Origin of the sequence: Sphingomonas aurantiaca, from assembly GCF_003050705.1 — a bacterium.
GTDB classification, from domain to species: Bacteria; Pseudomonadota; Alphaproteobacteria; order Sphingomonadales; family Sphingomonadaceae; genus Sphingomonas; species Sphingomonas aurantiaca.
The window spans coordinates 60,846-86,170 of the sequence record NZ_QAOG01000009.1; the positions used below are offsets into that span (position 1 = coordinate 60,846).

The 25,325-nt window shown below is 68.8% G+C and carries 28 protein-coding genes; 13 read left to right on the forward strand and 15 right to left on the reverse strand.

Going from position 1 to position 25,325, the window contains the following annotated elements; genetic code table 11:
• Positions 1 to 8 precede the first annotated feature (8 nt).
• Positions 9 to 293, reverse strand: a complete 285-nt coding sequence (locus C8J26_RS19335; protein ID WP_056420770.1) for a hypothetical protein — start codon at positions 291 to 293, stop codon at positions 9 to 11.
• Between the two features lie 417 nt (positions 294 to 710).
• Here C8J26_RS19335 and C8J26_RS19340 point away from each other — a divergent pair, with 417 nt between their 5' ends.
• Positions 711 to 1,196 carry a hypothetical protein gene (locus tag C8J26_RS19340; RefSeq protein WP_244185417.1) on the forward strand — a complete coding sequence of 162 codons (486 nt, stop codon included), beginning with the start codon at positions 711 to 713 and terminating at the stop codon, positions 1,194 to 1,196.
• 133 nt (positions 1,197 to 1,329) lie between these two features.
• Here the strand turns inward: C8J26_RS19340 and C8J26_RS19345 are convergent, their stop codons facing one another.
• Positions 1,330 to 1,635, reverse strand: coding sequence for a type IV secretion system DNA-binding domain-containing protein (locus tag C8J26_RS19345; protein WP_167398924.1), 306 nt, complete (start codon positions 1,633 to 1,635; stop codon positions 1,330 to 1,332).
• Between the two features lie 222 nt (positions 1,636 to 1,857).
• On the opposite strand from C8J26_RS19345, the gene C8J26_RS19350 reads away from it, so the two are divergent.
• Both C8J26_RS19350 and C8J26_RS19355 read left to right on the forward strand, forming a co-directional pair.
• Positions 1,858 to 2,085 carry a hypothetical protein gene (locus C8J26_RS19350; RefSeq protein WP_107959996.1) on the forward strand — a complete coding sequence of 76 codons (228 nt, stop codon included), beginning with the start codon at positions 1,858 to 1,860 and terminating at the stop codon, positions 2,083 to 2,085.
• A gap of 369 nt (positions 2,086 to 2,454) precedes the next feature.
• Positions 2,455 to 4,260 (forward strand): ABC transporter ATP-binding protein, encoded by a 1,806-nt coding sequence (locus C8J26_RS19355; protein ID WP_146168922.1) that lies wholly within the window; start codon positions 2,455 to 2,457, stop codon positions 4,258 to 4,260.
• A gap of 62 nt (positions 4,261 to 4,322) precedes the next feature.
• Here C8J26_RS19355 and C8J26_RS19360 read toward each other — a convergent pair whose 3' ends face one another.
• The 4 genes from C8J26_RS19360 to C8J26_RS19375 form a co-directional block, all read right to left on the reverse strand.
• Positions 4,323 to 4,778 carry a lasso peptide biosynthesis B2 protein gene (locus C8J26_RS19360; RefSeq protein WP_167398925.1) on the reverse strand — a complete coding sequence of 152 codons (456 nt, stop codon included), beginning with the start codon at positions 4,776 to 4,778 and terminating at the stop codon, positions 4,323 to 4,325.
• A gap of 104 nt (positions 4,779 to 4,882) precedes the next feature.
• The gene (locus tag C8J26_RS19365; RefSeq protein WP_107960002.1) at positions 4,883 to 5,164 is read right to left on the reverse strand and encodes a helix-turn-helix domain-containing protein; all 282 of its coding nucleotides are present in this window, start codon (positions 5,162 to 5,164) and stop codon (positions 4,883 to 4,885) included.
• A 5-nt stretch (positions 5,165 to 5,169) separates the two neighbouring features.
• Positions 5,170 to 5,487, reverse strand: a complete 318-nt coding sequence (locus C8J26_RS19370) for a type II toxin-antitoxin system RelE/ParE family toxin (protein ID WP_107960004.1) — start codon at positions 5,485 to 5,487, stop codon at positions 5,170 to 5,172.
• A 119-nt stretch (positions 5,488 to 5,606) separates the two neighbouring features.
• Positions 5,607 to 6,158 carry an aspartyl/asparaginyl beta-hydroxylase domain-containing protein gene (locus tag C8J26_RS19375; protein WP_107960006.1) on the reverse strand — a complete coding sequence of 184 codons (552 nt, stop codon included), beginning with the start codon at positions 6,156 to 6,158 and terminating at the stop codon, positions 5,607 to 5,609.
• A gap of 280 nt (positions 6,159 to 6,438) precedes the next feature.
• Between C8J26_RS19375 and C8J26_RS19380 the strand changes: the two genes are divergently transcribed.
• On the forward strand, positions 6,439 to 7,707 hold the full coding sequence (locus C8J26_RS19380; RefSeq protein ID WP_146168923.1) for a sulfotransferase family protein: 1,269 nt from the start codon (positions 6,439 to 6,441) through the stop codon (positions 7,705 to 7,707).
• A 222-nt stretch (positions 7,708 to 7,929) separates the two neighbouring features.
• Positions 7,930 to 8,517: a phage tail protein gene (locus C8J26_RS19385; protein WP_107960010.1), complete on the forward strand. Its 588-nt coding sequence runs from the start codon at positions 7,930 to 7,932 to the stop codon at positions 8,515 to 8,517.
• Positions 8,518 to 8,615: 98 nt separating this feature from the next.
• On the opposite strand, the gene C8J26_RS19390 is transcribed toward C8J26_RS19385, so the two are convergent.
• Entirely contained in the window at positions 8,616 to 8,933 is a 318-nt protein-coding gene (locus C8J26_RS19390; protein WP_107960012.1) for a DUF6916 family protein, read from the reverse strand.
• Positions 8,934 to 8,972: 39 nt separating this feature from the next.
• Here C8J26_RS19390 and C8J26_RS19395 point away from each other — a divergent pair, with 39 nt between their 5' ends.
• Positions 8,973 to 10,049, forward strand: coding sequence for a phosphoenolpyruvate carboxykinase (ATP) (locus tag C8J26_RS19395; protein ID WP_107960014.1), 1,077 nt, complete (start codon positions 8,973 to 8,975; stop codon positions 10,047 to 10,049).
• A gap of 12 nt (positions 10,050 to 10,061) precedes the next feature.
• Positions 10,062 to 10,331 carry a PqqD family protein gene (locus C8J26_RS19400; RefSeq protein WP_107960016.1) on the forward strand — a complete coding sequence of 90 codons (270 nt, stop codon included), beginning with the start codon at positions 10,062 to 10,064 and terminating at the stop codon, positions 10,329 to 10,331.
• 27 nt (positions 10,332 to 10,358) lie between these two features.
• Here C8J26_RS19400 and C8J26_RS19405 read toward each other — a convergent pair whose 3' ends face one another.
• The 3 genes from C8J26_RS19405 to C8J26_RS19420 are packed head-to-tail and all read right to left on the reverse strand — an operon-like array spanning position 10,359 to position 13,647.
• Positions 10,359 to 12,008, reverse strand: coding sequence for a hypothetical protein (locus C8J26_RS19405; protein WP_244185418.1), 1,650 nt, complete (start codon positions 12,006 to 12,008; stop codon positions 10,359 to 10,361).
• A complete protein-coding gene (locus tag C8J26_RS19415; RefSeq protein WP_107960018.1) occupies positions 12,005 to 12,640 on the reverse strand; it encodes a methyltransferase domain-containing protein in 636 nt (211 codons plus the stop codon). Before C8J26_RS19415 ends, C8J26_RS19405 begins: the two co-directional genes overlap by 4 nt.
• On the reverse strand, positions 12,637 to 13,647 hold the full coding sequence (locus C8J26_RS19420; RefSeq protein ID WP_244185419.1) for a glycosyltransferase: 1,011 nt from the start codon (positions 13,645 to 13,647) through the stop codon (positions 12,637 to 12,639). Before C8J26_RS19420 ends, C8J26_RS19415 begins: the two co-directional genes overlap by 4 nt.
• 308 nt (positions 13,648 to 13,955) lie before the next feature.
• Here C8J26_RS19420 and C8J26_RS19425 point away from each other — a divergent pair, with 308 nt between their 5' ends.
• The gene (locus tag C8J26_RS19425) at positions 13,956 to 15,149 is read left to right on the forward strand and encodes a putative 2OG-Fe(II) oxygenase (RefSeq protein ID WP_107960022.1); all 1,194 of its coding nucleotides are present in this window, start codon (positions 13,956 to 13,958) and stop codon (positions 15,147 to 15,149) included.
• Here the strand turns inward: C8J26_RS19425 and C8J26_RS19430 are convergent.
• A complete protein-coding gene (locus tag C8J26_RS19430) occupies positions 15,146 to 16,954 on the reverse strand; it encodes an asparagine synthetase B family protein (protein ID WP_107960024.1) in 1,809 nt (602 codons plus the stop codon). The two genes, C8J26_RS19425 and C8J26_RS19430, sit on opposite strands and share 4 nt — an antisense overlap.
• A 2-nt stretch (positions 16,955 to 16,956) precedes the next feature.
• Here C8J26_RS19430 and C8J26_RS19435 point away from each other — a divergent pair, with 2 nt between their 5' ends.
• Positions 16,957 to 17,889 (forward strand): hypothetical protein, encoded by a 933-nt coding sequence (locus C8J26_RS19435; protein ID WP_107960026.1) that lies wholly within the window; start codon positions 16,957 to 16,959, stop codon positions 17,887 to 17,889.
• 200 nt (positions 17,890 to 18,089) lie between these two features.
• On the opposite strand, the gene C8J26_RS20620 is transcribed toward C8J26_RS19435, so the two are convergent.
• The gene (locus C8J26_RS20620; RefSeq protein WP_167398926.1) at positions 18,090 to 18,236 is read right to left on the reverse strand and encodes a hypothetical protein; all 147 of its coding nucleotides are present in this window, start codon (positions 18,234 to 18,236) and stop codon (positions 18,090 to 18,092) included.
• 304 nt (positions 18,237 to 18,540) lie between these two features.
• Between C8J26_RS20620 and C8J26_RS19440 the strand changes: the two genes are divergently transcribed.
• Together C8J26_RS19440 and C8J26_RS20735 are read left to right on the forward strand one after the other, a co-directional pair.
• Positions 18,541 to 19,776, forward strand: a complete 1,236-nt coding sequence (locus tag C8J26_RS19440) for a putative 2OG-Fe(II) oxygenase (RefSeq protein ID WP_167398927.1) — start codon at positions 18,541 to 18,543, stop codon at positions 19,774 to 19,776.
• Entirely contained in the window at positions 19,773 to 20,765 is a 993-nt protein-coding gene (locus C8J26_RS20735; RefSeq protein ID WP_208631477.1) for an HPr kinase/phosphorylase, read from the forward strand. Before C8J26_RS19440 ends, C8J26_RS20735 begins: the two co-directional genes overlap by 4 nt.
• On the opposite strand, the gene C8J26_RS19450 is transcribed toward C8J26_RS20735, so the two are convergent.
• Genes C8J26_RS19450 through C8J26_RS19460 form a run of 3 tightly spaced genes read right to left on the reverse strand, consistent with a single transcriptional unit; the run spans position 20,731 to position 22,793 of the window.
• Positions 20,731 to 21,405 carry a 2OG-Fe(II) oxygenase gene (locus C8J26_RS19450; RefSeq protein WP_107960030.1) on the reverse strand — a complete coding sequence of 225 codons (675 nt, stop codon included), beginning with the start codon at positions 21,403 to 21,405 and terminating at the stop codon, positions 20,731 to 20,733. The two genes, C8J26_RS20735 and C8J26_RS19450, sit on opposite strands and share 35 nt — an antisense overlap.
• A gap of 57 nt (positions 21,406 to 21,462) precedes the next feature.
• Positions 21,463 to 22,314 carry a class I SAM-dependent methyltransferase gene (locus tag C8J26_RS19455; protein ID WP_107960032.1) on the reverse strand — a complete coding sequence of 284 codons (852 nt, stop codon included), beginning with the start codon at positions 22,312 to 22,314 and terminating at the stop codon, positions 21,463 to 21,465.
• Entirely contained in the window at positions 22,281 to 22,793 is a 513-nt protein-coding gene (locus C8J26_RS19460) for a hypothetical protein (RefSeq protein WP_107960034.1), read from the reverse strand. Before C8J26_RS19460 ends, C8J26_RS19455 begins: the two co-directional genes overlap by 34 nt.
• 196 nt (positions 22,794 to 22,989) lie before the next feature.
• On the opposite strand from C8J26_RS19460, the gene C8J26_RS20625 reads away from it, so the two are divergent.
• Entirely contained in the window at positions 22,990 to 24,117 is a 1,128-nt protein-coding gene (locus C8J26_RS20625; RefSeq protein WP_167398928.1) for a hypothetical protein, read from the forward strand.
• Entirely contained in the window at positions 24,114 to 25,319 is a 1,206-nt protein-coding gene (locus C8J26_RS20630) for a nucleotidyltransferase domain-containing protein (RefSeq protein ID WP_167398929.1), read from the forward strand. The genes C8J26_RS20625 and C8J26_RS20630 overlap by 4 nt, the downstream gene beginning before the upstream one ends.
• Positions 25,320 to 25,325 lie beyond the last annotated feature (6 nt).

The following is a 25,325-nucleotide window of genomic DNA, read 5'->3' on the forward strand; positions in this document are numbered from 1 at the left end:
CCCCCGCGTCACAGGCAGCTGACGGCCGCCTCGTGGCTATGGCTGTCGCGGGCGCCGAAGATCGATACGCGAGTCCGGTAGATCACCTTGTCATTGTCGACCGGGTCGGCACGATAGGTGACGGCGTCGGACTCCTGCGTCTTGGCGGCGAGGCACGCCGCGACGTCGGCGGTCGGCCTGACCGACCACATCGCGCCATCGGATCCGCTGGCGAGGCCGGTCGGACCGCTCGGACCGATCGCGATGCAACCGGACAATCCGAGGATCGTGATCAACGACAAAACAACTTTCATGATATCTCTCGAATACGCGACAGGGCCTGTGACGATACCCTGTAGCGGACGGGACCGGTTCTGCCACCCATGCATTGCAGACGATCCGCGTAGCCGGCGCCGCGGCGGGCCCGCTTTCCCGGCCCGGCATGCCGCCCCGAGATCGCCGGCATGCCGGACCGGGGTTGGCGGTCGACGTGTCGACATGTCGGGCAATGGACATGGGTTCATGCTGGTCGGCCTGCTGGGCATGCGCCTGCGCGCCGGATGGGGCAGGGCGCAGTGATCCGCGAATCTATAATCGACATGTCGTATCGCCGACATGTCGACATCATGCATGGTCGACAGCCGGTGATCGCCCTGATTGGCGCCATTGCGCCCGCGTCTGGAACAGGAGGGCAACGAAAGGCGAATATTTCACTTTTCTTCGACTCGTGCGTGACTCATAGAATCACGATGCCGATCCGCCCCGAAAACCGCTGGCTGTATCCGATCGACTGGCCGCAAGTGTCGGACGCGATCCGCTTTGGTCGTGCCGGCGCGCGCTGCGAACGCTGCGCGCGGCCGCATCGGCGCTTCGTCGCGCATCTCGGCGACGGGCGCTGGTGGGATGCAGGCGCCGGGTGCTGGCGGTCGGCGCGGGGGCGGCGGGTCGCGGTCCGCGATCGCGTCGACCTCGCCGGCGTCCGCACGACCTATGTGGTGCTGGCCTGCGCGCATCTCGATCATGATCCGGGGCACAACATGCCGGGCAATCTCGCCGCGCTGTGCCAGCGCTGCCACATGCTCCACGATGCGGCCGAGCATCGCTGGCAACGCTGGTGGAACGCGTTCCGCCTGCGCGCGCTGCGCGACCTGTACGAGGATCCGCGCCTGACGCATGAACGCCATCTGCGGCGCGCGCCAATCACACGAGGGTTTTAGTCTGGCATCCGGCGATCCCGGTGCGGGGATCGTCCACCGCCGGCGCCTGTGAACCGCGGTTGCGCAACGACCTGCGCCGCCCGCCATGAGGTTGAGGATCGTGCCGTGTTTGGGATCGTATGACGCTTCAACATTAGGCGCCGGTCAGGTCGAACATGACGGCGCTATCCTGACGCTCGCGCATCTGCCCGAGATGGTCCCCGAGCGCGGTGATTTTGCCGTCGCCGGTGGGGCCGATCAGCAACGTATGAGGCGGGTCGAGACGGTGAGGGGAGGGGGTATGGATTTCGACCGCCCCATGTTCCCCGAACGGCATATTCAGGACCGCCTTACGCTTCGCATCGGGGAAGCACTTTTCGCTTCCTTTGAACTCGATATCCTTGCGGCTGACGCCCCCTGTAGAGGACATAACGGTCGACCAGCATGGCGCCGGGCTCACGGCAGTCCTGGATCATTGCTTTGCCGCGACGTTTCGAGAAATCGACGTTCTGGACCGACGTCGGTAGGGTCCCGAAAGTGGCGATCAGCGCGGAGCCGGCAAGCCTGCAAACCGGCATTGGATTTGGCCACGTCGTCGAGGTGGCCGCGGTCCTTTTCTTGGATGACTGTCGACCCGTTATCATCGGACCGTTCAGAGCTCGATCGGCCTGATCAAAAAGCTATGAGCAATGCAACGTCGCTGGATGCCGAACTGGCCGCGATCAAGGCCGGGGAACGCAAGTTGGCCGAGCGTCAAAACGACATAGTGAAGATAGGGGCCGCGACGATTGCAACGATCCAGAAGGCGGGGTTGCCCAAGGTCCCGGCCGGTCGACTGAAACGGATCATGGCGGTGGTTGAAACGCTCGGCGTTGATGACGTTCGGGAACTGCTCAAGGCGTCAGCCTGAGCCGGGTCGAGCCGGTGAAAAACACTCCCTTTCCAGCCCGGCAGGCGAAGAAGTGGGAGGCCCGCTATCGTGCAAAAAAGGGAGCTGCGGGCAGTCAGGTTCGCGCTATCGAACATGGCTGGAAGGGAGAGCGCTCACGGTCAAGCGCAGGCCGGATGCAACTCCCCCACAACCGGCTTGAGAACCGCCATTGCGAGCACTGTCGGCAGATGCCAGGCTCGGCATCCATATGACGGCGAAACCGCAAAACTGTGCTGCGTTCCGAACCGCGATTACCGCCGGATCGTGATCGACGGCTAAGCCCGCAAACCGTGGTCCGCCGGCACCACCAGCTTGCTCCCGGCGCCCCGGGCCCGCATGCTTGGCTTCATGCCGCTCTTCCGCCCTTCGTCCGACCGGTCCGGGCCCGACCGCTCCGGGCCCGACCGCGCCGCGCCCGACATGCCCGCCGGATCGCTGGCTGCGGATGGTGCGGCGCTGGTCGGGGATTTCGTCCGGCATGGCGGGCGACGGCTGGGCGCCGCGGTCGGGTTGATGCTGGCGGGCGGCATTCTCGAAGGCGTCGGGCTGGCGCTGCTCGTGCCGATCTTCTCGCTGCTGGCGCCGCAGACCGGCGGGCGGTGGCGCGCGATGGTCGTCGAGACGCTGGCGTCGGTCGGACTGGTCACGCGGCTCGAGCAACTGGCGGCGGTGCTGGTCGCGTTCTGCCTGCTCGTCGGGGTGCGCGCGATCGTGCTGTCGACGCGCGACTGGCTGGTGTCGGACCTGACGCTGGGGTTCGTCGACCATCGCCGGCTGATGGTCGTCACCGATCTGGCGCATGCGCGCTGGTCGTCGCTGGCGCGGCTGCAGCATGCGCGGATCGCGCATATCCTGTCGAGCGAGATCACCCGGCTCGCCTTTGCCTGTTCGGTCCTGCTGCAGATCATGGCGGCGGGCATCATGCTGGTGGTCCAGGCGATCCTGATGATCCTGCTGTCGCCGGTCGTCGCGCTGGTGGTGATCGGGTTCGCGCTGCTCGGCCTGGTCGTGCTGGTGCCGCTGTCGCGACGCGCGGGGGCGGTCGGCCGGTCGAGCGCGCGCTTCGCCTTCCGCATCGCGGGCGAAACCGCGCATTTCCTCGGCGGTCTCAAGATCGCGGTCGCGCACGACATGGCGGACGCGTTCGTCGCGCAGATCGGCGAGGAGGGCACCAAACTGCGCGCGCAACTGGCCCTGCAGCAACGCTTCCAGTCACGCGTCGCGATCGCGTCGGCGACGATCGCCTCGCTGGCCGGCGCGATGATGATCTTCGGCGCGGTGCTGCTCGACATCCCGACCGTCACGCTGCTCGCCGCGCTGGTCGTGCTGGTGCGGATGAGCGGTCCGGTCCGATCGTTGCAGCAAAGCGTGCAGCAATTGTTCGGCGTCCTGCCCGCCTTCACCGCGTTGCGCGACCTGAAGGCCGATCTCGGCGCGCCCGTGCCGGTCACCACCGGCGCCGGCGCGCAGGCGGTGCACCATGGCACGATCCGCTTCGAGCGCGTGACCTTCCGCTATCCGGGCGCGGCCGCGCCGGTGTTCGAAGGGCTCGATCTAGCAATCGGTGCGGGCGAGCTGGTCGGGCTGTCGGGCGCCTCGGGGACCGGCAAGACGAGCTTCGTCGACCTGCTGACCGGGCTGCTCGAGCCGAGCCAGGGTCGGATCGTGATTGGCGAGGGCGATGACTCGCAGGCGCTGGGCCCCGCCATACTGGCCGGATGGCGCCGTCGGCTCGCCTATGTCGCGCAGGATTCCTACCTCATCAACGACAGCATCCGCCGCAACCTGACCTGGGGCAGCGACGTGCGGCCCGATCCGGACCTCTGGCACGCGCTGGCGCAGGCGGGGGCGGCCGAGATGGTCGGGGCGATGCCGCAGGGGCTCGACACGCAGATGGACGATCGCGGCACGCGGCTGTCGGGCGGCGAGCGCCAGCGGATCGCGCTCGCCCGCGCGCTGCTGCGCGATCCCGGGCTCCTGATCCTCGACGAGGCGACCAACGCGATCGACGTCGCGACCGAACAGGCGGTGATCGCCAATCTGCGCCGCGCGCTGCCACAGGCGACGATCCTGATCATCGCGCACCGCGAGGAGACGCTGCGCGCCTGCGACCGCGTGATCCTGCTGGAGACCGCGCAGACCACCGCGGCATAGGCCTTGGCGACACCCGGTCCGTCGGTCCCCCCACGCAAAGGATGCGGGGGGCGGGCGGTGGGTCAGACGAAGCGCCCGACCTCGGTCAGCGCCGGATCGATCGGGTAGCCGGTGACGTTGAGCCCGCCGGCATCGAGCCAGGCATGCGCCTCCAGCGCGGTGCCGGTCGGATCGCGCACGCCGAGATGGAGCACGCTGTCGATCCCGCGCCGTGCCAGCATCGCCCGCGCAGCGATCGCCTGCTGGAGGCACAGCGTGCGGAACGGCATCCACGGCGCCACCACGCCGATCGCCCAGCGGATCGCGAAGACCCTGTCCGTCTGAGCGGACGATAGCGGGGCAGGGGGCGCATATTGGCTATGCGGCGCGACGATACCGCCCATGTGCCGGGCAAGCACCCGGAACGGCAACAGGCTGCGCAGCCGTGCGACCAGCAGCGCCGCGATCGCCTCGACGATCAGGCGCCAATCGGCCCCGGTCAGACACGACGCGGTGCGCAGCTTGCGGCGTAGCGACATGGCGTTCCCCAGCGAGACGAGCGACCCCGCCCTTCGCATTCACGAGACATACCGGTCGCCATCCGCCTGGTCCAGCCGCGGGCGGGGTCGCTACGGCAGCAGGATCAAGCCGCCTCCGCGACGTGGACGTGTACGGTCAGACCGGAGGCGGTGGCGAGGTTCACCAGTGCGTCGAGCGAGAATTTCGCGAGCTTGCCCTGCAGCAGGTCGTTGAGGCGCGGGCGGGTTATGCCGAGCCGGCCGGCAGCCGCCTCCTGCGACACCTCCCAGGATCGGATGCGCGCCTTGAGCGCCGACAGCAGCTCGGATCGCGCCTTCATGTTGGCGGCTTCGGCCGGGGTGTCGGCCAGCGCGTCGAACACGCTGTCGAACATCTGGACGTCCATTCTCGTCATCCTTTCCATGCGCGCAGGCGGCTTGCCGCCAGATCGATATCGCGTCGGGGCGTGGCCTGCGTCTTCTTCTGGAAGGCGTGCAGCACCAGCACCGCATCGGGCAACGTCGCCACGTAGATCACCCGGAACGCCCCGGACTCCTCCCGGATCCTGATTTCGCGGACGCCGGGCCCGACCGTCTTCATCGGTTTCCAGTCGTCCGGATCGGTGCCGTTCTGGACCTCGTTAAGCTGGTGGCCGGCTTGCGATCGCGCGTCCTCGGGAAAGTCGCGTAGCCGGTCGAGGCTGTCGCCCAGGAACGCGATCGGCTTCATGAACGCCCATGTATCAAAATCGATACATGGGTGCAAGCCTGCCCGTCTTTCTGTGCATCGGCGCATTGCCTGCCGGATCGGGACCGCAGCGGTCCGGCGATTGCGTCTGGTCCGATCGGCTATGCAATCGTCCGACCGCGATCCAGCAGGTCTTCGAGCCACGGATCGACGATCGCGTCGATCACCAGGTGGATGCGATCGGTTGAGCCCGTATTGGCGACCGAATGCGGATCCGCCAGCCGCAGATACCAGACGGTGCCGGGCGCCATCGCGACCCGCGTGCCGTTCAGGCGGAACGCAACGCCGGGGTTGGTCGTGATCGGGATATGCAGCCGCGCCGTGCCCGCCTCGGCGGCGAGATCGATGTCGCGATGCTCCCGGATGATCGACCCGGGCGCGAGCCGCATCAGCCGCACCGCCTCCAGCGGGCAGGCAAAGCCGTCGAGCACCCGCGCGATCGACGGGCACAGGCCGAGCAGCACGGTATCCACCCAGTCTCGACACAGGGGATTGGGGGCGATCTGGAGGATCGGATGGAGCGCACCCGCCGGCGCGCGCAGCGGCAGCACGCTCCAGTCCCCCTCATAATGCTGCGGGACGAAATGCGCGGTCCAGGCGTGATCCGCGAGACCCGCCAGATCCGCCGCGAGACCGACGGGATCGACCTGCATTGGCAGGATCAGCCGGTCGGGCCATCGCCCTTCTGTCGGCGCACACGTGAACGAGTAGGCGGGGCCAGCATGCCCGAGGGCGCGGGCGGGGCCAGCGTGCCCGCGCGAGCGGGCGGGGAGGGCGTGTTGCCCGCGATGCTCAGCCACGATACGCTTCCCCGATCAGGGTTCGGATCCGCAGCGTAAGACGGGTCCGAGGCGATGCCAAGCGGCCCGGCGACATCGACGAACCACGATCCGTACAGCCAGCGTAGCCGAAACCGTGATGGAGGACAGCCGCGTGACCAATGCCACGATGCCCGATAGCGACGCGACGCTCGGCAGGTCCTCCGCGCGCGCCGGACTGGCCGGATTCGTCGCGCTGGTGCTCGCCGACGCGACACTGCAGGCGCGGCTCGGCGCGATCGAGCGCCCCGATGCCTATATCGCCGAAACGGTCGCAATCGCCGCAGCGCATGCGATCGCGCTCGACGCGGACGACCTCGCCGCCATCCGCGCGGCGATCCGGCCCGATCCGCTCGGCCTTGGTCGCTGGTTGCCCAGCCCGGTGACGCGTGATCGCTGGCCGGCCCAGGGCTGGCTGCCCGCGCGCGCGGTGCAGGGGACGTTACCGGGCGATCCACCGGGCTTCGACTGGGCCTGGTTCGGTCCGCAATCGCTCGACGCGCCATTCTACGCCGAGGCGGTGCAGCGGTTCGCGTCGCGGCCGTTCAACCTGATGTTCCGGACGCGCACCAGCCTTGCGGACCTGGTCGCCGGCGCCGAGACCGCAGCCACGCCCGCCGGATTCATCCATCACATGTCGCGATGCGGGTCGACGTTGATCGCGCGGATGCTCGACGCGGATCCCGCGCATGTCGTGCTGTCGGAGCCCGAGCCGCTCGACGTGGTGGTCCGCTGGGCGATGACGTCGGGCGCACCGCTGGACGACCAGGTCGCCGCCCTCCGCGCGATCGTCGGCGCGCTCGGCCGCGACCGGTCGGGCGAGACGCGGCGAGTCTTCGTCAAGCTCGACAGCTGGCACGTGCTCGCGCTGCCGCTGTTCCGCGCGGCGTTTCCAGACACGCCCTGGGTGTTCGCGTACCGCAACCCAGTCGAGGTGCTGGTGTCGCAGCGGCGCGAACGCGGCATCCATACGGTCGCGGGGATGCTGCCGGTCGAGCTGCTCGACATTGCGGGCGGGCCCGGCATGGCGGCGGATCACTATGCCGCGCTGGTGCTCAAGCGGATGGGCGAGGCGGTGATCGAGCATTGGCCCCTGGGGGGCGGCCTGCTGGTCGACTATGCCGACATGCCCGCCGCGATCATCGACCGGATCGCGCCGCATTTCGGGTTCGCGCCCGACCCCGCACAGCGCGCCGCGATGGCGGCGGTCGCGCTGCGCAGCGCCAAGGCGCCCGACCAGCCGTTCACGTCCGACACCGCTGCGAAACACCGCGCCGCGACGCCCGAGATCGAGGCTGCGGCGCGCAGCTACAACGCCCCCGTCCATGCCCGGCTCACGATCTTGCGCCACATCGCCGCGATGCAGCGCGATCATGCTTCATAACGGACCCACTTCCTCCAGATCTCGTTGACTCACTGCTGTTCCTCGCACCATGATATGCAGCAGATAGCAGGCTCCTGTATCGACCTATACTATGGATTTAGTCATCGGTTGGCATTCTGCCTTCCGATATACTGCAAGACCGCGCCTCTTGGATGTCGTCATCCAGACTGTCGCGTATCGGCACATCGCGTCCATCCGCACGGCAGCACAAGGACTATTCCTATGGGGTCGCAACCCTTTATCGGATCCATCCATATCTTCGGATTCAATTTCCCGCCCGTCGGCTTTGCCGCCTGTAATGGCCAACTCCTGTCGCTCAGCCAAAACACCGCGCTGTTCTCGCTGCTCGGCACGACCTATGGCGGCAACGGTCAGACGGTTTTTCAGCTGCCTGATCTGCGCGGTCGCGTACCGATCCATATGGGGCAGGGGCCGGGCCTGCCCCCCTATTCCATCGGCGAGCTCGCCGGTACCCCGTCCGTCACGATCACCACGTTGCAGATGCCGATCCATACGCATGGTTTCACCGGGACCGGATCGGGGCTGAACGCACTCACCGTCAAGGCGACGACGCAGACCCCCGCAGCGGGATCGATGCTGGGGCGCTCGAACGACACCAGCCCGGCCGCGGCACAGCCGCTAATCTATGTTCCGGCGGGGACCGCGGGCCAGACCGCGGCACTGGGGGGGCTTACCGTGGCCGGCACGATCGCGCAGACGGGGGGCAGCCAACCCCTGTCCATCATGCAGCCGTATCTTGCGCTGAACTTCTGCATCGCGCTCACCGGCATATTCCCCTCGCGCAATTGACGAGGATGCGCGCGCTCGGATCGGCATGGGTCCCCGGGCGTCGGCGCGTGGCGCGTCGGCTCGAGGTGTGCCGGCTTAGGGCACGCCGAGGCATGCGTTCAGTTGAACACCGCCTGGTAATAATGACCCGGTGCCCCTGCGACCGGCGGGGCGATCTGCGCGAGATCGATCCGATCAGGGCCAAAGGCATCGCCACGCAGGACGTAGCTGCCCGATACCAGCACCGCATCGGGCGCGGATCGCAGGATCAGGAGGAAGGGCGGGCGCGCCAGCCCGGCACGATCGACGAGCGGCGACGCCTCCACCAGATGCAGCATCACCGGCCGCGGATCGCACTCCGCCAGCAGCGCCTGGCCGACCAGCGGCGTGAACTCTTCGAGATGGAGCGAGCGGGGAAGCGGTGCGCTATGGGTCATGCCGCAGAATTAGCACCGGGCGCTGGACGGACGAAGCGCATGTCGGTCCAAATCGTACCGATCGCCGGCGGGGGCGCCAGCGAGACTTGGGGCGGGACGTCGGGCGGTCGTGGCGACGGGCGCATCGGCGGAAGCGGCAACGGACGCATGGGCGGAAGCGGCAACGGACGCGTCGGCGGGCGTAGCAACGGGCGCGTCGTCGGGGGCGGAGGTGGGGGCGCTGGCATCCGTATGCGCCGGATCGGCTTCGACCGGGTCATCGACACCGACATGCCGATCCCGGGGACGCGTGCCTTGCCTCCCTCTGTCGGTTGGGGTGCGGGCAACGATGGGCGCGGAGACGGGGCGATCAGCATATGCCGGGCCATGACGCCGCTGGTCCGGACCGACACGCCGCCAATCTGGTCGCTGGCCGGCGACGCGCTCCACTTCGCCGCCCCGGGGGTCGCCGACTATCGCTGCACGCCGACCCGCATCGACGTGACCCCGATCGCAGGCGCGCCGCAGGACATGATCGAGGCGTTGCTGATCGCCACCGCGCTGCCCGCGGTGCTGTGGCTGCAGGGCGACTTCATGCTCCATGCCGCGGCGGTGATCCCGCCCGACTGGGGGGACGGCGCGCTGGCGATTGCCGGCCCCTCGGGCAGCGGCAAATCGCGGCTTGCCGCAGGCTTTCTGACGCGGGGCGCATATCTGGTCGCCGACGACAGCGTCGCCGTCCGCCGGCCCCGTCACGCCGACGCCACAGCGCCGCGCTGTGCCGGGCTCGCGGGCGGCTATCATCTGCCGATCCAGGGCGGGGCGAGCACCCGCGTCTTCCATCCGGTCGCGGATCGGCGCGCGCGACGCGCGGCGCGCCTCGCGGCGGTCGTCGTCCTGGACGATGATTCGCACGCCAGCCGGGCCCGGCTCGGCGCGGTCGCGGCGGTCGAGGCGCTGCTCGCCAACCGGCACCGTGCCAGCGTGCCGCGTCTGTGCGGCCTCAGTCCGCGCGCGCTTCGCGACGCTGCGTGGCTCGCGCGCACCGTCCCGGTCTATCGATGGCCGCGCGACGATGCGGATGCGTTGCTCGACGACGCCATCCGACGCACGATCCCGCACGACGACCATGGATGAGAGGGGGACAGGATGACCGAGACGCTATGGCAACGGACCGACCAGTGGGTCGGCACCGAAGTCGAGGACAGCTTCGTGATGATCAACCTGGAAACGGGGACCTATCTGACGCTGAACGCCACCGCCAACGCGGTCTGGGACGTGCTGGAGACACCGCAGACGCAAGAGGCGGTCGAGGCGGCGCTGCTCGACCGCTTCGACGTCGTCCCCGAGGATTGCACGACCGCGGTGACCAGCCTGCTGGCGAAGATGCGCGACATGAAGCTCGCCAGCCCGGTGTGACCGGATCCGCGCGCGGGGCTAGCCTCGTCAGCGCGGTAGGTGCAGCACCAGATGGCCCTGTCGCTCACGACGCGGATACGCCGTGTCGATCGCATCGGCGACGACGCGGTTGTAGCGTTCGTCATACAGCCGATCGCCGCGATCGCCGGTGGTGATGAAGAATCCGAAATGCCCCGCGCGCACCAGCCGTGCAAAACCCCTCTCGTCATAGAGGCCGGCATGGCCGAGCTCGGCCGCGATTGCGGGCTCCCACAGCACGGGCTGGCCGCCCCGGATCAGCAAGACCATCGCATCGGACACCACCGGGCGGGGCGATCGGGCGATGCGCGCGACGATCTCGGCATAGGGTTTGGTCGCGGGGAGGCCAGTCTCGGCCGCAAACACGAAATAGGCCTGGATCGGCACGCCGATTGTGACCAGCGCGACCAGCACCGCAGACGGCCAGCGCGCGCTCCCCATCGCCGCCTCGATCACGGGCGCGGCGCCGATACCGACGAACACCGCGACCGCGAACAGCCATTCGATCAGGTAATTGTCGCTGGCGCCGGATTTCAGGATCGTCGGCAGCATCGCCGTCTTGATGACCAGAAAGGCCAGCGCCAGAAGCGCCGCGAACGCTCCCGGATCTGCGGCGAGCTTGGTACGCAAGGCCGCAAGCGCGGTCGGCTGCAGGCGCCGCCAGGTCGCTATGACTCCCAGCAGCGCGATCGCCACGGTGCTGATCTGGGGGAGGATGACGAACGGCAGGAGCAGCGCGCGCGACAGGTCGAGCCGGTTCAGATTGTAGAGCAGAGTATGACGCAGAAAGCCGCCATCGCTCGTGAGGCTGAGACCTGCCAAAATGCACAGGCCTAGCGCCGCGCACCAGCCGAACAGCGTCCAGGCCGCGCGGGGACGGGCGAGCCACAAGGCGATGAACGCCGCGGCGGGTGCCGCGATCGACGTCTGCTTGGTATAGATCGCCAGCACGAAGCACAGCGCCGCCAGCGCGATCCGCGCGGGGCGCTGCGTCGCATCGAGCGTCAGCGCGAGTCCTGCCAGCGACAGCGCACAGGCGAGCATGTCGACCCGCATGAGGCTGGCCCAGTAGATGATCGTCGGTGAGACGGCGACGCATCCGCCAGCGATCAACGCGGCCAGCAGGCGCACGCCGCGTGACTGATGCAAAGTCTGATCCATTGTCGGATTCTGGGGTATCGCCGCATAGGCGAGACGGACGACGAACCCGATCGCGGCAAGTGTCGACAGCAGCGACACCATGCGGCCGGTCGCCAGCCCATCGCTGCCGAAGATCCAGGCCACGGCGCTTACCACGAGATGATAGACCGGCGGATAATGATAGACGATCGCCGGAAACACCCCGATCGGTGCATAGCCCGAGCCGGCCGCGATGTTGATCATCTGCTGCCAGACGATCCCCTCGCCATAATCGAGATCATAGGGATAGGTGACCGCCCCCCATCCCGTGTCGACCAGCCGGATCAGATCGATCGCGAGCAACGCCACCGCGAGTCCCACGCCCAGCCGCAATGCCCACACCCGCCAGTCATGGCGCAGGGCCGTCCGGGTCAGGGTCGTCCGGGTCAGGGCCGTCCGGGTCAGGGCCGTCCGGGTCAGGGCCGTCCGGGTCAGGGCCGTCCGGGTCAGGGCCGTCCGGGTCAGGGCCGTCCGGATCATCGGGGGCGCGCCACGACCAGCATCTGCTTGCCCATCGGCTTGAACGGCGAGGCGAGATAGGCGGCGATCAGCCATGGCCAGACGGGCAGGCGCGACTTGACCGTCAGCGGCAGGAACCGCGGCCGCACCTCCGTCACGTCCCAGCCATGCGCCGTCAGCAGGTCCGCCAGGCTGATGTGCGAATAGACCGCGACATGCGTGTAATCGTCGAAATATTCGCGGAAGGCATAACGGTAATTGGGCTGCAGGATGGTCAGCGTGCCACGCGGCGACAGCGTGCGCGCGATCTCGCGCAGGGCCAGGACGAACGCGTCCTGCGGCAGATGTTCGAACAGGTTGGAGGCAAAGGCGAAATCGACGCTGTCATCGGCGATCGCCCCGAGATCGGTGACGGGCGTGACGAGCGCCTCGACCCCCGGTGCGACATGGTCGGCGAGCCCGGCCCAGGTGTCGACCGCGATCCGACGCCGGGCGGTGACGCTGTTGATGAAATCGCCATAGCCCGCGCCGAGATCGAGCACGCACGCGTCCGCGGCGATGCGGTGGCGGAAGACGTAGCGCCACAGCGCCACCCACACCGCGCCGCGCCGGTGATCTTCTGTCAGACGCGATGCGTGATAGTCGCCGTTCATGCGTAGCGCTTCCAATCCGACAGCAGGCCGTAGATCATCCGCGCACCGACGGTGAAGCCTCGCCAATTGTTGATGTTACCGCCCTTGCTGAGCCCGATGCGCGCATGGAAGGTGATCGGGCATTCGAGCAGCAGCAAGCCCCGGCTGAGCGCGGTATCGAGGAAATGGGCGTTGAATTCGAGATTCACGCCCGGATTGAGATGCGGGAGCAGCCCGACCAGCGCATCGCGGCGGCACAATTTGTAGGTCGTGCCGACATCGGTGATCGTCCCGCGGCCGAGATATTTGGCCTCCAGCAGCTTTCCGACGAACAGGTTGCCGTAATACATGAAGACCGTCAGCTGAGTCAGATACTGGCGGAGCGGCTCGACGATGCGCGATCCGTTGACGATATCGGCATGCGGCGCATAAGCGAGCAGCTTCTCCACGTCATAGGCGCGGAACGTGCTGTCGCCTTCGCACAGCACGACGAACTCGGTATCGTCGAACCGCACCGCCTCGCTCAGGCAGCGATGGACGCAGCGGCCATAACCCGGCGCGGGCTCGTTGAAGGTGAGCGCCCCGGCCGCCTCGGCGCGGGCGAAGGTCGCGTCGCGGCTGTTGTTGCTGACGACGATGACGCGCTCGACCAGTGGATGCGCGAGGAAATCCTCGACCGCGCCGGCGATGCTGTCCTCGTCGTTATACGCGGTCAGCGCCACGGTCACGCGACGCCGCTGGACCGGGATATACCGCACCGGCACGTCGGGCTTCTTGTGCTGCAGCATGTAGAGCAGGTCGAACAACGCCAGCACGATGCCGATCATGATCGGCACGCCGCTATACCAGACCAGCCATTCGGCGACGGGATCGAGCAGCGCGTGCAGGTTCAGCAGATAGCGCGGAAACACCAGCAGCACGCCGGTCACGTACATCGCCATGCCGACGACGAAGCAGAGCACGCCGTAGAGCAGGAACGGCTTGTTGAGCGGATGGCCCACAACTGGGTTCGGTCGATGGCCAACCATATGCCCGCTTTCTCGTTGCGACGCAGGCGATTCCGCGACGTACCGGACCTAGGAAATAATAGTTAACGAACGATGCTGGACGTTGTGAGGCGGCAGGGATGCTTGCCGGCGGCGTGGCTGAACGACGGCATGCCCGATCACATCGGCCGCACGCCGCCACTATTGCATCCACCGTCGATCCAATTCGCTATTCCGTTGCCCGAAGACGATTCCAGCGTCACAAAATCATGCCGATGGGGTTGCGCATTCGTCGTGTGCGGACCTGTCGTCGGGATGGCGGTTCGCAACAGGGGGGGAGGGCCGACCGGATGCTGATACGTCCCGAGCCCGCCAAGGCGCTGAGCGCGCGGCGGGAGTGCGAGATCGTGCGCACCGCGGTCGCGCGCAATCCTGGGTCCGCGCCGTTGCGGCTGCGGCTGGCGCGGCTGCTCAACCAGCTCGACGCGTTCGACGAGGCGATTGCCGTGCTGACCGCGCCGGAGGCGGGCACGCTCGATTGCGCGGGCTGGCTGGCGCTCGCAGCCGCGCGGTTCGCGCGCGACCAGCCGGGCGATACCGCGCTGGCGGGCGACGCGGCGACGCACGCGGCGACGCTCGCGACGACCGATGCGGAGCGCAGCGCGGCGCTGGCGGACCAGGCCAAGGCGCTGGTGCGGATGGACCGGCACGCAGCCGCGCGCGACCGGCTGACCGAGGCGTTGCGCCACGATCCCGGCAACACCAATGCGTGCCGGCGCCTCGTCACCCTGCTGCTGCGCGCGGGCGACGCCGAGGCGGTGATCGCGGTGACCGATCGACTGGCGGCGCAGGGCATCGGCCATGCGCGGCTGTTCGCGGCGCGGATGCTGGCGTTCGCGCGGCTCGGGCGGATCGACGAGGCGCGCGCGATCACCGACCTGGCCGCGTTCCGCTATCGCCGGCCGCTCATGCCCCCGCCCGGCTGGGCCGATATCGCCGCGTTCAACGCCGCGCTCGTCGAGGAGCTGAAGACGCATCCCGGCCTGCGCTACGAGCGCCACGGCACCGCATCGCACGGCACCTGGCGGATCGATGCGCTGGCGACCGGCGCCGCGCCGATCGCGCGTGCGCTGCTGGCGCAGATCGCCGCGACCGCGGAGCGGCATGTCGCGTCGCTGTCGGCTATCGCACACCCCTGGCTCGCGGCCCGCCCCGAGCACGGCGAGCTGCGCAGCTGGTGCGTCATCACCAAAGGCGAAGGCTTCGAGCACTGGCACGCGCATCCGTTCGGCTGGATGAGCGGGGTCTATTACGCACAGGTCCCCGACACGGTCGTCACCGGCAGCGATTCCGGCGGGTGCATCGCGTTCGGCCTGCCCGACGGATTGATCGGCGCGGAGATGGCGGCACGGTTCGGCGAGGATCTGGTCCGCCCGCAGCCGGGGCTGCTGATGCTGTTCCCGTCGCACAGCTATCACCGCACCTTCCCGCACGGCGCCGCGCAGCGCCGGATCTGCATATCGTTCGATATCTGGCCGGCTTAGGACCGCGCACGCCACCAGGTCAGGAATTCCGCGGTGATCGCGGTCAGCTGCACCTCGTAGGATTCGGCGAAGTTGGCCGGCCCGCGCGCGGCGATCGTCGCGAGCATCTGGTCGAGCCAGTCGAGATCGATCCACTCCTGCACCTCGGCCTTGCGGAAGGTGGCGATCCGCCCACGCGCCGCAGACGCTTGGCGCTGGAGCCGCGCCATGTGATCGGGCGACGCAGGCCGGCCCGAGCGCCGCAACCGGATCATGTCGGGCAGATGGCCCGCGAGCATGTGGCGGACGGGCGCACGATCGAGCCCGTCATGGACGAGAAAGCCCGCGGGAAAGCCCGCGAACAACCGCAGCAGCCGCACGTCGCGAAACGGGAATTCCATCCGCAGCGCACCGGGATAGAATTCGTTCGGATGGAGCAGCGCCTTGTCCGCGCCGGGCAGATACCCCCACGCGTCGCGGGGACGCCGAATCTCGTTTTCCACCATGGCAGGGGGAGGGGCCCGCATCGCCGCGGGCAGCGCGGCGAGACGCACCGGCGACAAGCGGACATGGAAGGGGCCGTGCCGCGCCGGCTCCTCGACCGCTCCCGCCAGAGCGCGGCGCAGTCGTCCCGCGGTGCCGCGCAGCCGCTGCCGCATCGTGGTCAGCGCGAACTTGCCCGTCAGCGTCGCCTCGCCGAACGAGCCGTCGAACAGCGCGGTCGCGCCCAGCGCCTTGCCGCGTGCCTGGAACGTCTCGGTCAGGCAATGTCGCACCGGCATCGGCGGACGACTGGCGCCGCCCAGGATCGCATCCGACGGGCGGTAGATATCGGCATCCTCGGGCGGCGAGACATGCTCGGCGGTCAGACCGATGCGATCGGCGACCGCATCGGCGAACGCGGCTTCGTCGGCGAGCCCGCTGCCGGGCGGTGCGACCGAGGTCAGCAGGATCATCCGCTGCTCCGCCGCTCGCTCGCGCGCCGCCAGCCACGCGATCGTCGAGGAATCAAGCCCGCCGCTGAGCAGCACGCCCGGCACCGCGGTCCGCGCAATCCGCGCGCGCAAAATCGTCCGCATCGTCTCCTCGGCCGCGACGACCGCATCGTCGAACGACCCCGTCCACCGCGGCTGCGGTACCAGGATCGCCGCGGCATCGCAGCGGATGCCGTCCGCCGTGATCGTCAGTCGCGTGGCGGGTTCGAGCTGGCGGACCTTGGCCAGCATCGTTCGGTCGCCCATCTCCTCGCGCAGTGCAGCGCGCAGGTCGGCGCGCCCGATCGACACCAGCAAGCCCGCCTCGTCGAGCCGGTTGCCGATCCACGCAATCCGCGACAATGCGAACAGGTTCGGGGCGACCGCGACGCGTGGACCATCGACCGCGAAGAACAGCCGGTCGCGTCGCGCGGCCGACATCGTCAACACCAGCCGACGGTCGCGACGATCCCAGTGGAGCAGCGACCATTCGCCGATCATCTCGGCCGCGGTTTCGCCCCCGAACCGGTCGAGCGCGGCGCGCGCGAGCAGCGCGGCGGGCAGCGTCGGGGCGACGTTCAGCCGCGCCGCCAACGCCTGCGGTTCCTCGATATGGCCGACGAGTATCGTCAGCGCGCCGTCTGCCTCGACCCGGTGCAGCGCATTCGGATCATGCGGATCGACCGCGTGCACGAACGCCGCGCCCGACAGGTCGCCACACCCTATGCCAAGCGCATCGGCATCACGCGGATCGACTGGTCCGTCGTCGAGCCGGAACAGTCCGTAAATCCCGCTGCTCAGCATTGTACCGACCCGCAATTGACGCGCGCGCGGCGTGGGATAGACACGCATGGATGCCCAACATCGACCGTTTTGCCGCCAAGAGTGCGCTGCGCGAAGCGATGGCGCGCGACGCCTATGCGCGCGGCGACGTGCGGATCGCCGATCCCGATCTGGCCGGACAGACCTGGCTGATCGCCACGCACCGCGGCCTCTTCGCGATCGCGGCCGATGGCGGGGCGGGGGCCAGCGTGAAGACCATCGTCTATGGCTGGTTCTTCGGCCTGTATCGCCACGGTAGCGCGCTCTATGTGTTCGAGAATTGCGGACACCGCGACCGCAGCGTGCCGATGGGGCGGATCGTCCGTTTCGATCTGGCCGGCGCGCGGCTGGCCAAGCCAGCGGTGCTCGTCACCGGGCTGCACACCAACTGCCACCAGATCGCGGTCGTCGACGGGCTGTTGTGCGTGCTCGACACCGCCAACCAGGCGATCCTGCGCTTCACGCTCGATGGCGATGCGGTCGACGTCCAGCGTCCGTTCGCGCCCGCACCGCCGCACGACACCAGCGGTGCCTATCTGCACATCAACGCGATCGCGAGCGTCGGCAATCGCACCGCGATCATGCTGCACAACGGCAAGGTGATCCCCGAAAAGACCAGCGAACTCGCCTGGCTCGATCGCGACTGGCGGCTGATCGAGCGGCAGCCGCTGCCCGGACACAGCTGTCACGATATCGTCGCGGACGAGCACGGGATGTTGTGGCACTGCGACTCGATGGCGGGGGACATCATCGCGGCAGACGGCACGCGCGCGCATATCACCGATACGCTCATGACGCGCGGACTGGCGATCACGCCCGATGCGGTCATCGTCGGCATGTCCAGTTTCGGCCCCCGCCATCTGCGCAGCAACTTGCATGGCGGGGTCATGATCCTCGATCGCGCGCTCGAACGCCGGACGACGATGATCCTCGGCGGATCGCCGACCGATATCATCGCCCTGTAACGGGCGTTCGCAACGGCGCTTCGCAGCGGCGGATCGCGATAGCGGATCGCGATGGCGGATCGCGATGGCGGATCGCGATGGCGGATCGCGATGGCGGCTCGCAACGGCGGCTTGTGACGGGAACCCGTACGGACGCCGCATGATGCCCGCCGTAGCGATGCAGCCCTGCGATCAAGCGGTCCAGCTCGCGCTGGGCCCAATCAGGACCTTTGGCAATCCGGCGAGGGATTGCCCCCGACATCGTTGCCCAGGCCGGGCGACAGCGAGGTTTCGCGTACGTCGAGTTCGCGAATTTCGGGCTCCATCCAGGGCTTGCGCGGGATCGGCGGCATGGTTTGCTCGGTCATCTCGATATCTCCCCTGATGGGCTTGCGAACATCTGCGACGCGCCTCCAAGGCGTGACCAACCGCGCACCGCACGACACAAGCAAGACAGTGACGGTATTCCGATATTGCCCGCCAATTACAATAGAGAATACCAACGATAGCCGATCTAATTTTATAACATGGATTATGATTAACTATTGGAATACTATTCGTCGGACATTCAGTCGCGATAGTCGACCTGTAGACTCTCTACACCCACCTATTTACCACCCCGTCCGCAGGATCAGAGTCCTGCACTATTATGCGGGAGGTGATCGGGGGCGTATGGAGCATCGTACCAGGATCGAGATCGAAACCGCCAAGCACCTGACCGTCTCGCAGGAGCTGCTGTTCGTGCGGCTTGCCTATGATCGCAATCCGAACCGGGTGATGCGCTTGCGGTTGGCGACGTTGTTGCTGGTGTGCGACGCGTTCGACGACCTCGTCGCGCTGCTCGCGCCGCACGACGATCTCGATTTCACGCAGGCGATGCTGCTGGTCCAGGCCCATCTCGCCCGCGAGACGCCCGAGGATTCGCGCCAGGCGCGGCGCGTCGCGGATCATGCGTTTAGCGAAGCGGGCAGCGATGCGCAGCGCGCCGCGGCGCTTGCCGCGCGCGGCAAGGCGGAGACGCGGCTGGGCGATATCGCCGCGGCGCGCGCGACGCTGGGGCAGGCGCTCCGGCTCGATCCGCGGGAAAAGGATGCCTGCAAGCGGCTCGCCGCGCTCGATCTCGCGGCGAACGATCCCGCCGCGGTGCTCGCCATGGCCGACTCGCTGACCGCGCAGGGGGCCGCGCATGCCCGGCTGTTCGCCGCGCGCGCGCTCGCCCATGCCAAGGCGGGTGCGATCGATGTGGCGCGCGCCGCGGCCGGGCTGGACGATCTGTCCGCGATGGAGATGCTCGCACCGCCGCCCGGCTGGGACGATATCCACGCGTTCAACGCCGCGCTCGCCGAGGAGCTGCTCGCGCATCCCGGCCTGCGCTACGAACGCTATGGCACCGCCTCCGCGCTGACCTGGCGGATAGACTCCCCGGCGACGCGCAAAGCGCCGCTCGTCCGCCTGCTGCTGGCGCAGATCGCCGATGCGATCGACGCGCATCTGGACCGCATCGACCGCGTCGACCATCCCTGGGCCCGCGCGCGCCCAGCGTCGGCGGTGCTGCGCAGCTGGTGCGTCATCACCGAGAGCGCAGGGTTCGAGACCTGGCACGTCCACCAGTTCGGGTGGCTGAGCGGAGTCTATTACGTCCGCGTGCCCGACTCGATCGCCCAAGGCGACAGGCTGGTCGGGAAAGGTGCGGCCGGGGAAGGCGCGGCCGGGCTTGGCGGATGCCTGGCGTTCGGCATGCCCGGGGAGCTGATCGGCGACGAGGCCGCCAGCGCGTTCGGGACGCGGATCGTGCGCCCGCGGGACGGGCTGATGCTCGCCTTTCCGTCGCACAGCTATCACCGCACGTTTCCGCACGGGCTGGGTGAGAAGCGGATCTGCATCGCGTTCGATCTCAGGCCGACGTGACGCTCGATCACTGCGCGGCGTGCTTCGGGCTGACATGGTATTCGGACATCGCGCTCGACGGCTTCAGCCAGTGCCTCCCGACCGCGGACGACGCGCGATCGCGCGTGCAGGTGTCGCGCGTCGCCACGCTGGCCGATCGCGGGGCGGGCCGCCCGCTCAACCGCGGCCGCCTCTATGCCGACGGCATCCGGTTCGGCTGGGCGGACGAGGTCGTCTTCGACATGATCGACGGCGCGCGGATCACCTATCTGACAGGGCCGGACTGGCGGGGAACCCTGCCGTTCGCCTTTTACAGCACGCTCAGCGCGCTGACGCTGGCATGGCGCGGCGCGATCCCGTTCCATGCCGGCATGATCGAGGTCGACGGGCAGGCGGTGCTGATCGCGGGACCATCGGGCGCGGGCAAATCGAGCCTGACCGCGGGGCTGCTCGGCATCGGCGCGCGGCTCGTCGCGGACGATCTGTCGATCGTGCGGGTCGAGGCGGGGCGGGCCGGGGCGGGGCGGGTCGAGACGGGGTGGGGCGAGGCGGGGTGGGGCGAGGCGGGGGGGATCAGGGCGGGGCGGATCAGGGCGTATCGCGGCCGCCCGACGATGCGCCAGCACCGCGATACCGCCGCACGGATCGATGCCGATCTGCGCCAGCCGATCCCCGACGACCCGCGCGGCAAGTGGCTGGTCCGCCCGCGCGCGCGGTCATCCGAGATCGACCTGCCGCTGGGCGGGATGCTCGTCCTGACCCACCGCCCGATCGCGCGCGATGCGGCCGGCAAGCTCGCCCTGCTGTCGGCACAGCTCTTCCGGCCGCGGTGGTTCGTCGCGCTGCCCGACCAGGCCGCACGCCGACGCGACCTGCTGGCGATCGCCGCGGCGGTGCCGGTCGACGGCTTTCCCGCGATTACCATGTTCGATGCGCAGGATCAGGCGGCGCGCGCGCGCCATGCGCTCGCGCGGATCAGGACGATGATTGCTCGACGAACCACCCCGTGAACACCCGCCGCGGCCCGCCGCTCAGCACCGGCAGGACCCGGTGTTCGAGGTCGCCGGCAATGTCGAAGATCAGCGCGGTCCCCGCATGATCATGCCGATACCGCGTCAGCATCGCGTTGGTCCCGACCAGGCGCAGTTCGAAATCGCCACCCTCATAGGCGCTGTCGGACAGGTTGACGGTGATCCCCAGCCGGCGTGCGCCCGCCGCATCGTCATGCGTGTCGTTATGCCAGTCGAGCGCATCCAGCCCGTTGGCGCGGGTCTGGACGACCCGGCCCTCGACGCGCTGCAGGTCGTGGCGGCCGGTCACCGCCTCGACCCAGCGCAGGAACGCCGGACGGCTGAGCATGATATTGAGCGCCGCGCCGACCCGCTGCGGCGACTCGACCTCGCGCGATCCGAGCCGGTCGACATGATCGACCACGAACGATCCGCGACGGCAGCGGTCGAGCAGGCTGGCCAGCAGATCGGGATCGAGCAGATCGCGGCATTCGATCGCGCGATGCCGCAGGAAGACCTGCGCCGGCGCATCGGGCGGCACGCGCACATCGGTACGCTGCGCACCGATCGCGATCGGCCGGACCTCCCCGTGCCCCGGCAAGGCATGGTCGGCAAATGCGGTTCGGATCGATGCGGACACATCCGTCTCCCGTGGCAGGCACGATGAGTCCGAACAAAGTCCCGCAACGCGATCCCGTCAAGCCGCGATCGTCCCGGCCGTCACCGCAGCGTCCTTGACGAAGACGAACGCGGCATAGGCGCCTTCGGGCAGCATCCGGTCGTCGGGACCGTAGAACGGGCCGGGTTGCGGCCGTGCCCCCGGCGTCGCGATCACGCGGTAGCGAGACGCGGTGGCGGTATCGGTAAAGCGGAAATGGCAGCCCCACAGGATCAGCATCCCGCCCGGCGCCACGCAGCGGTCGAGCGCTGCCACGGCTGCCGCGAACCGGGCGAACGGCAACAGCCCGGTACAGGCTTCGGGGCGCAGCACGTCGAGATCGCCGTGCCGCAGCACCGACAGGCAGAACACCGCGTCATATCCCTCTGCGCCATAGTCCCCCGCATCGTTCCGCGCATCGTTCCCCGGGGCGCCCTGTCGCCGAACGACGAGCGCATCGGGCGTATCGGCGCAGGCGAAATCGATCCGTCCCGATGCCGGGCGCGGCGCGAGCCGAGCAGCGGTATGGCGGGCGCGCACGATACAGGCGGGGTTCGCGTCGATCGCATCGATCCGCGCATGCGGCAGATAGCGCGCCAGCGTGACCGCCTCCTCTCCCGTCGAGCAGCCGAACGACAACAGCCGTGGCGCCGCGCGGTCCGCCAGTCGCGCGGTCACGACCGCGAACAACGGCGGGTGCCGATCGAGGCGCGTGACGGTCGCGGGCTGGAACAGCCCCGCGCCGGCACGCCCCGCACGCAGCCAGCCGCGGCCGAGCGGGGTCGCCAGCGCGCGAACGACACGGACAACGGCAACCAGCGGCACGACGCGCTTGAGGCGGTTGCGCAGCGCCGGGATCATGACCGGGTCGCGCAGGCGGGCCGCAACCATGCCCGCATCGCGGGAAAGCGCGCGCCATCGCCGTCGCCCCGCACCGCCATCCCCCAATATTGCAGCATCGGCAGGCCGATGAAGCTGCCGCTGGTAAATGCCGCGATCAGCGAGTCGGGGCCGCCCTTGTAACTGGCGTGAAACAGCGTGCCGACGGGCACGCCGATCGCCATTGCCGCAGCATAGGACCAGGCGATCGCCGCCATCTCCTCGGCGGGATCGTCGCCGACCTGCGCCAGTACGTCCCGTTGCGCCGGATCGGTGACCGCGAGATGCCCCGCCTCGTGGAGCAGATCGCCGACATGGCCTCGTTGCACGGGGTCGTAGAACAGCACACCGCGCTGCACCGTCATCGCCGGCAACAGCGCATCGGCCGGGACTCGTCCGGCGACCACCGTCAGTCCGATGCCGTGCAGAAAATCGAGGATGGCGGCCAGTTCCGGCGCTTCGCCTAGCGCAGAGGGGAATCCGGCCTTCATGTCGACACGTCTACGCGTCTACGCGCATACCGACAAGCTGGCATCCACGGTGAGGGTGGCCGGGACGGGACGATCAGGTGCGCGTGTCAGGAGCCCGACGCCGGCTTGTTAAACGCGCGACAATGGTCGACCATCGGCGCGCCCGCGGTGTCGTTGCGCGGACGCTTCCCGACGTCCTCTCGTCAAGGAACCGCGCATGACCAGGATCGTGGCTTTCGCGCTATCGGCGCTTACGCTCGCCAGCCCCGCAACCGCACAGGTCGACCCGGTCGCGCGCGACCTGGCGCGGCAGGCGCTGACGGCGGCGACCGCGCCGACGGCAATGAAGATGCCGATCGTCGGGAGCGAACAGCCCGGCACGCCCGCGGTCGCCAATTCGTCGGGGACGATCGGCGATGCGCCGATCCAGGTGAACGGCAGCGCGCCCAACGACACGGGCTATCTCGCGTTCAAATATGGCGCGGACGGCAAGGGGGTGACGAACTACTGGGTCAAGACCCGCAGCCCGGCGATGAACGGCTATGCCGCGGTCCAGAATGGCGACCGGATCGTCGTCGACCTGTGGCAGGCGGGCACCGGTGCGCAGACCGGCCATGTCGGCGGAACGCGCGTGACCGTCGACAATGCGGCGTTCTCGGCGGGCGAGGTTGCCGGGCGCTGGACGTTGTTCACCGGTACGGGGATCGCCTCGTCGAAGGTGACGCAGGCCTATCCGCGCCGCTACGGATCGATGAACGCGATCGTTGCCAACAGCTACCAGCAGGTCCTCTTCCCGGGCGGCGTAAACCCGGCGCTGGCGTCCGCGGGCAGCAATTTCGGCGGGTGGGTGGTGATCGGCGCGGGCGCGGCATCGCCCGGGTTCGGACCGCTCAAGTTCTTGCGCGCGGGCGCCGCGCTGCTCGCCACGCCGGAAGCGGGCGCGTTCGAGGTCGATGCGGACGCCCGCCCGTATTTCACCGCGGCCGATGGCATCCGGCGCAGCATCATGCTCGCCGATACCGCCGCGCCGACCGTCAAGGTGCTGCCCGATGCAGGATCGGGCGCGACCGCGACGATCACCGCGACCGGCACCGCGGGGATCGTCCAGCTCGTCACCAGCGCCGCGACGCGGGCAGGGGACCTGTTCACGGTCACCTATGCGCATGCCTATCCGTCCGCCAGCTATCCGGTGATCTCCGCGGCGAACGCGGCCGCCATCGCGCTGGTCCGGAACGGCTATCTGACCGCGACCGCGACCGGGTTCACCGTCAGCCAGCCCGCCACACCCGGTACGACCCTGCCGGCCGGGACCTATGCGATCACCTTCAATGCGCCCGGCGCTTGACGACGGCCGCATCATCTCCGCGGTCATCCGCAGCGCACCGGTCGGAGATATCGGCCGCGTTCGCGTTCGTCTGTGCGTGTGCCGATCCGCTCGCCCCACCCAAGCCGGGCGACCGGTGTCTTTGTCCCGAAGGGGATCTGGACGGCGACGCGATCGCCGCGATCGCGCACCGGCACCAGCTCGTGCCGCTGGTCGTCGAGACGCTCAGGCGGTGCAACCGGCCGATTCCGGCGACGCTGGCCGCGCGTCACGATCCGCTCGCGCCGCTGCGGTCCGCGCGCGAGGCGATCCGGTTGCGGACTCTACTGATGGCGGAGGGTATCGAGCCGCTGTTCCTCAAGGGCAGCACGCTGGCGGTGCTGGCCTATGGCGCGATCGATCGCCGCCAGTTCAGCGATATCGACCTGCTCGTCGATCCGGCCGACGCACGCCGTGCAGCGACCGTGCTCGAGACGGCCGGCTACCGGATCCCAGGCGGCGCGCACGAAGACCTGTCGGAGCGGGTCGCGCGCGCGCTCCCGCTCGCCAAGGACCTGGAGATCCGTCATCCCGGCAACCGGCAGATCGTCGAGCTTCACTGGCGCATGACCGACACGCCGCACGAGCGCCCGGCCCGCGACGCCGTCCAATGGGTCGAACTGGCCCCCGGCGCAGCGGTGGCCACGTTGGCGACCGAGGCGCTGTTCGCCTATGTCTGCAACCACGGCGCCGCGCATCTATGGGCACGGCTCCGCTGGCTGGCCGATGTCGCAGCGCTGCTGGCGCGCGAGCCCGATGGCGGCGACCAGCTCTGGCACGCCGCGGTCGCCCGGCGCCAGACCCGCGCAGCCGCCTCTGCGATCCTGCTCGCGCGGCGATACTTCGACACGCCCCCGCCTCCTGCGTTCCGTGCGCCCGTATCGCTCCGCCTGATGCTGCTCGTCGCACTGTCGCGGCGCACGATCGAAGCGGGAGGCGGGACCGCCGAGCTCGCGCGGTCGCGCTGGCGTGGCTGGGCGGAGATGACGGGCAAACTGCTCGTCGCATCGAGCGCGGGCGATCTTCGCGGCTGGATCATGCGCCTGCTCTTCTCCGCCTCGGACGAAGACGGCGCCGACCGCCCGCGCTTCTGGTTCGTGCTCTACCCCCTGCGCCGTATCCCGAGGCTGCTCAGGCGACGCCGGGCACGGCGGCTGAACGGCATGCGCGGTACGCGCGGCTGAGCGACG

Excerpts from the sequence above, each read along its gene's own strand:
- C8J26_RS19335 (WP_056420770.1), bottom strand. The coding sequence starts at position 293 with ATGAAAGTTGTTTTGTCGTTGATCACGATCCTCGGATTGTCCGGTTGC.
- C8J26_RS19350 (WP_107959996.1), top strand. The coding sequence starts at position 1,858 with ATGAGCAATGCAACGTCGCTGGATGCCGAACTGGCCGCGATCAAGGCC.
- C8J26_RS19355 (WP_146168922.1), top strand. The coding sequence starts at position 2,455 with ATGCCGCTCTTCCGCCCTTCGTCCGACCGGTCCGGGCCCGACCGCTCC.
- C8J26_RS19360 (WP_167398925.1), bottom strand. The coding sequence starts at position 4,778 with ATGTCGCTACGCCGCAAGCTGCGCACCGCGTCGTGTCTGACCGGGGCC.
- C8J26_RS19365 (WP_107960002.1), bottom strand. The coding sequence starts at position 5,164 with ATGGACGTCCAGATGTTCGACAGCGTGTTCGACGCGCTGGCCGACACC.
- C8J26_RS19370 (WP_107960004.1), bottom strand. The coding sequence starts at position 5,487 with ATGAAGCCGATCGCGTTCCTGGGCGACAGCCTCGACCGGCTACGCGAC.
- C8J26_RS19375 (WP_107960006.1), bottom strand. The coding sequence starts at position 6,158 with ATGCAGGTCGATCCCGTCGGTCTCGCGGCGGATCTGGCGGGTCTCGCG.
- C8J26_RS19385 (WP_107960010.1), top strand. The coding sequence starts at position 7,930 with ATGGGGTCGCAACCCTTTATCGGATCCATCCATATCTTCGGATTCAAT.
- C8J26_RS19390 (WP_107960012.1), bottom strand. The coding sequence starts at position 8,933 with ATGACCCATAGCGCACCGCTTCCCCGCTCGCTCCATCTCGAAGAGTTC.
- C8J26_RS19395 (WP_107960014.1), top strand. The coding sequence starts at position 8,973 with ATGTCGGTCCAAATCGTACCGATCGCCGGCGGGGGCGCCAGCGAGACT.
- C8J26_RS19400 (WP_107960016.1), top strand. The coding sequence starts at position 10,062 with ATGACCGAGACGCTATGGCAACGGACCGACCAGTGGGTCGGCACCGAA.
- C8J26_RS19405 (WP_244185418.1), bottom strand. The coding sequence starts at position 12,008 with ATGATCCGGACGGCCCTGACCCGGACGGCCCTGACCCGGACGGCCCTG.
- C8J26_RS19415 (WP_107960018.1), bottom strand. The coding sequence starts at position 12,640 with ATGAACGGCGACTATCACGCATCGCGTCTGACAGAAGATCACCGGCGC.
- C8J26_RS19420 (WP_244185419.1), bottom strand. The coding sequence starts at position 13,647 with ATGGTTGGCCATCGACCGAACCCAGTTGTGGGCCATCCGCTCAACAAG.
- C8J26_RS19425 (WP_107960022.1), top strand. The coding sequence starts at position 13,956 with ATGCTGATACGTCCCGAGCCCGCCAAGGCGCTGAGCGCGCGGCGGGAG.
- C8J26_RS19430 (WP_107960024.1), bottom strand. The coding sequence starts at position 16,954 with ATGCGTGTCTATCCCACGCCGCGCGCGCGTCAATTGCGGGTCGGTACA.
- C8J26_RS19435 (WP_107960026.1), top strand. The coding sequence starts at position 16,957 with ATGCCCAACATCGACCGTTTTGCCGCCAAGAGTGCGCTGCGCGAAGCG.
- C8J26_RS20620 (WP_167398926.1), bottom strand. The coding sequence starts at position 18,236 with ATGACCGAGCAAACCATGCCGCCGATCCCGCGCAAGCCCTGGATGGAG.
- C8J26_RS19440 (WP_167398927.1), top strand. The coding sequence starts at position 18,541 with ATGGAGCATCGTACCAGGATCGAGATCGAAACCGCCAAGCACCTGACC.
- C8J26_RS19455 (WP_107960032.1), bottom strand. The coding sequence starts at position 22,314 with ATGGTTGCGGCCCGCCTGCGCGACCCGGTCATGATCCCGGCGCTGCGC.
- C8J26_RS19460 (WP_107960034.1), bottom strand. The coding sequence starts at position 22,793 with ATGAAGGCCGGATTCCCCTCTGCGCTAGGCGAAGCGCCGGAACTGGCC.
- C8J26_RS20625 (WP_167398928.1), top strand. The coding sequence starts at position 22,990 with ATGACCAGGATCGTGGCTTTCGCGCTATCGGCGCTTACGCTCGCCAGC.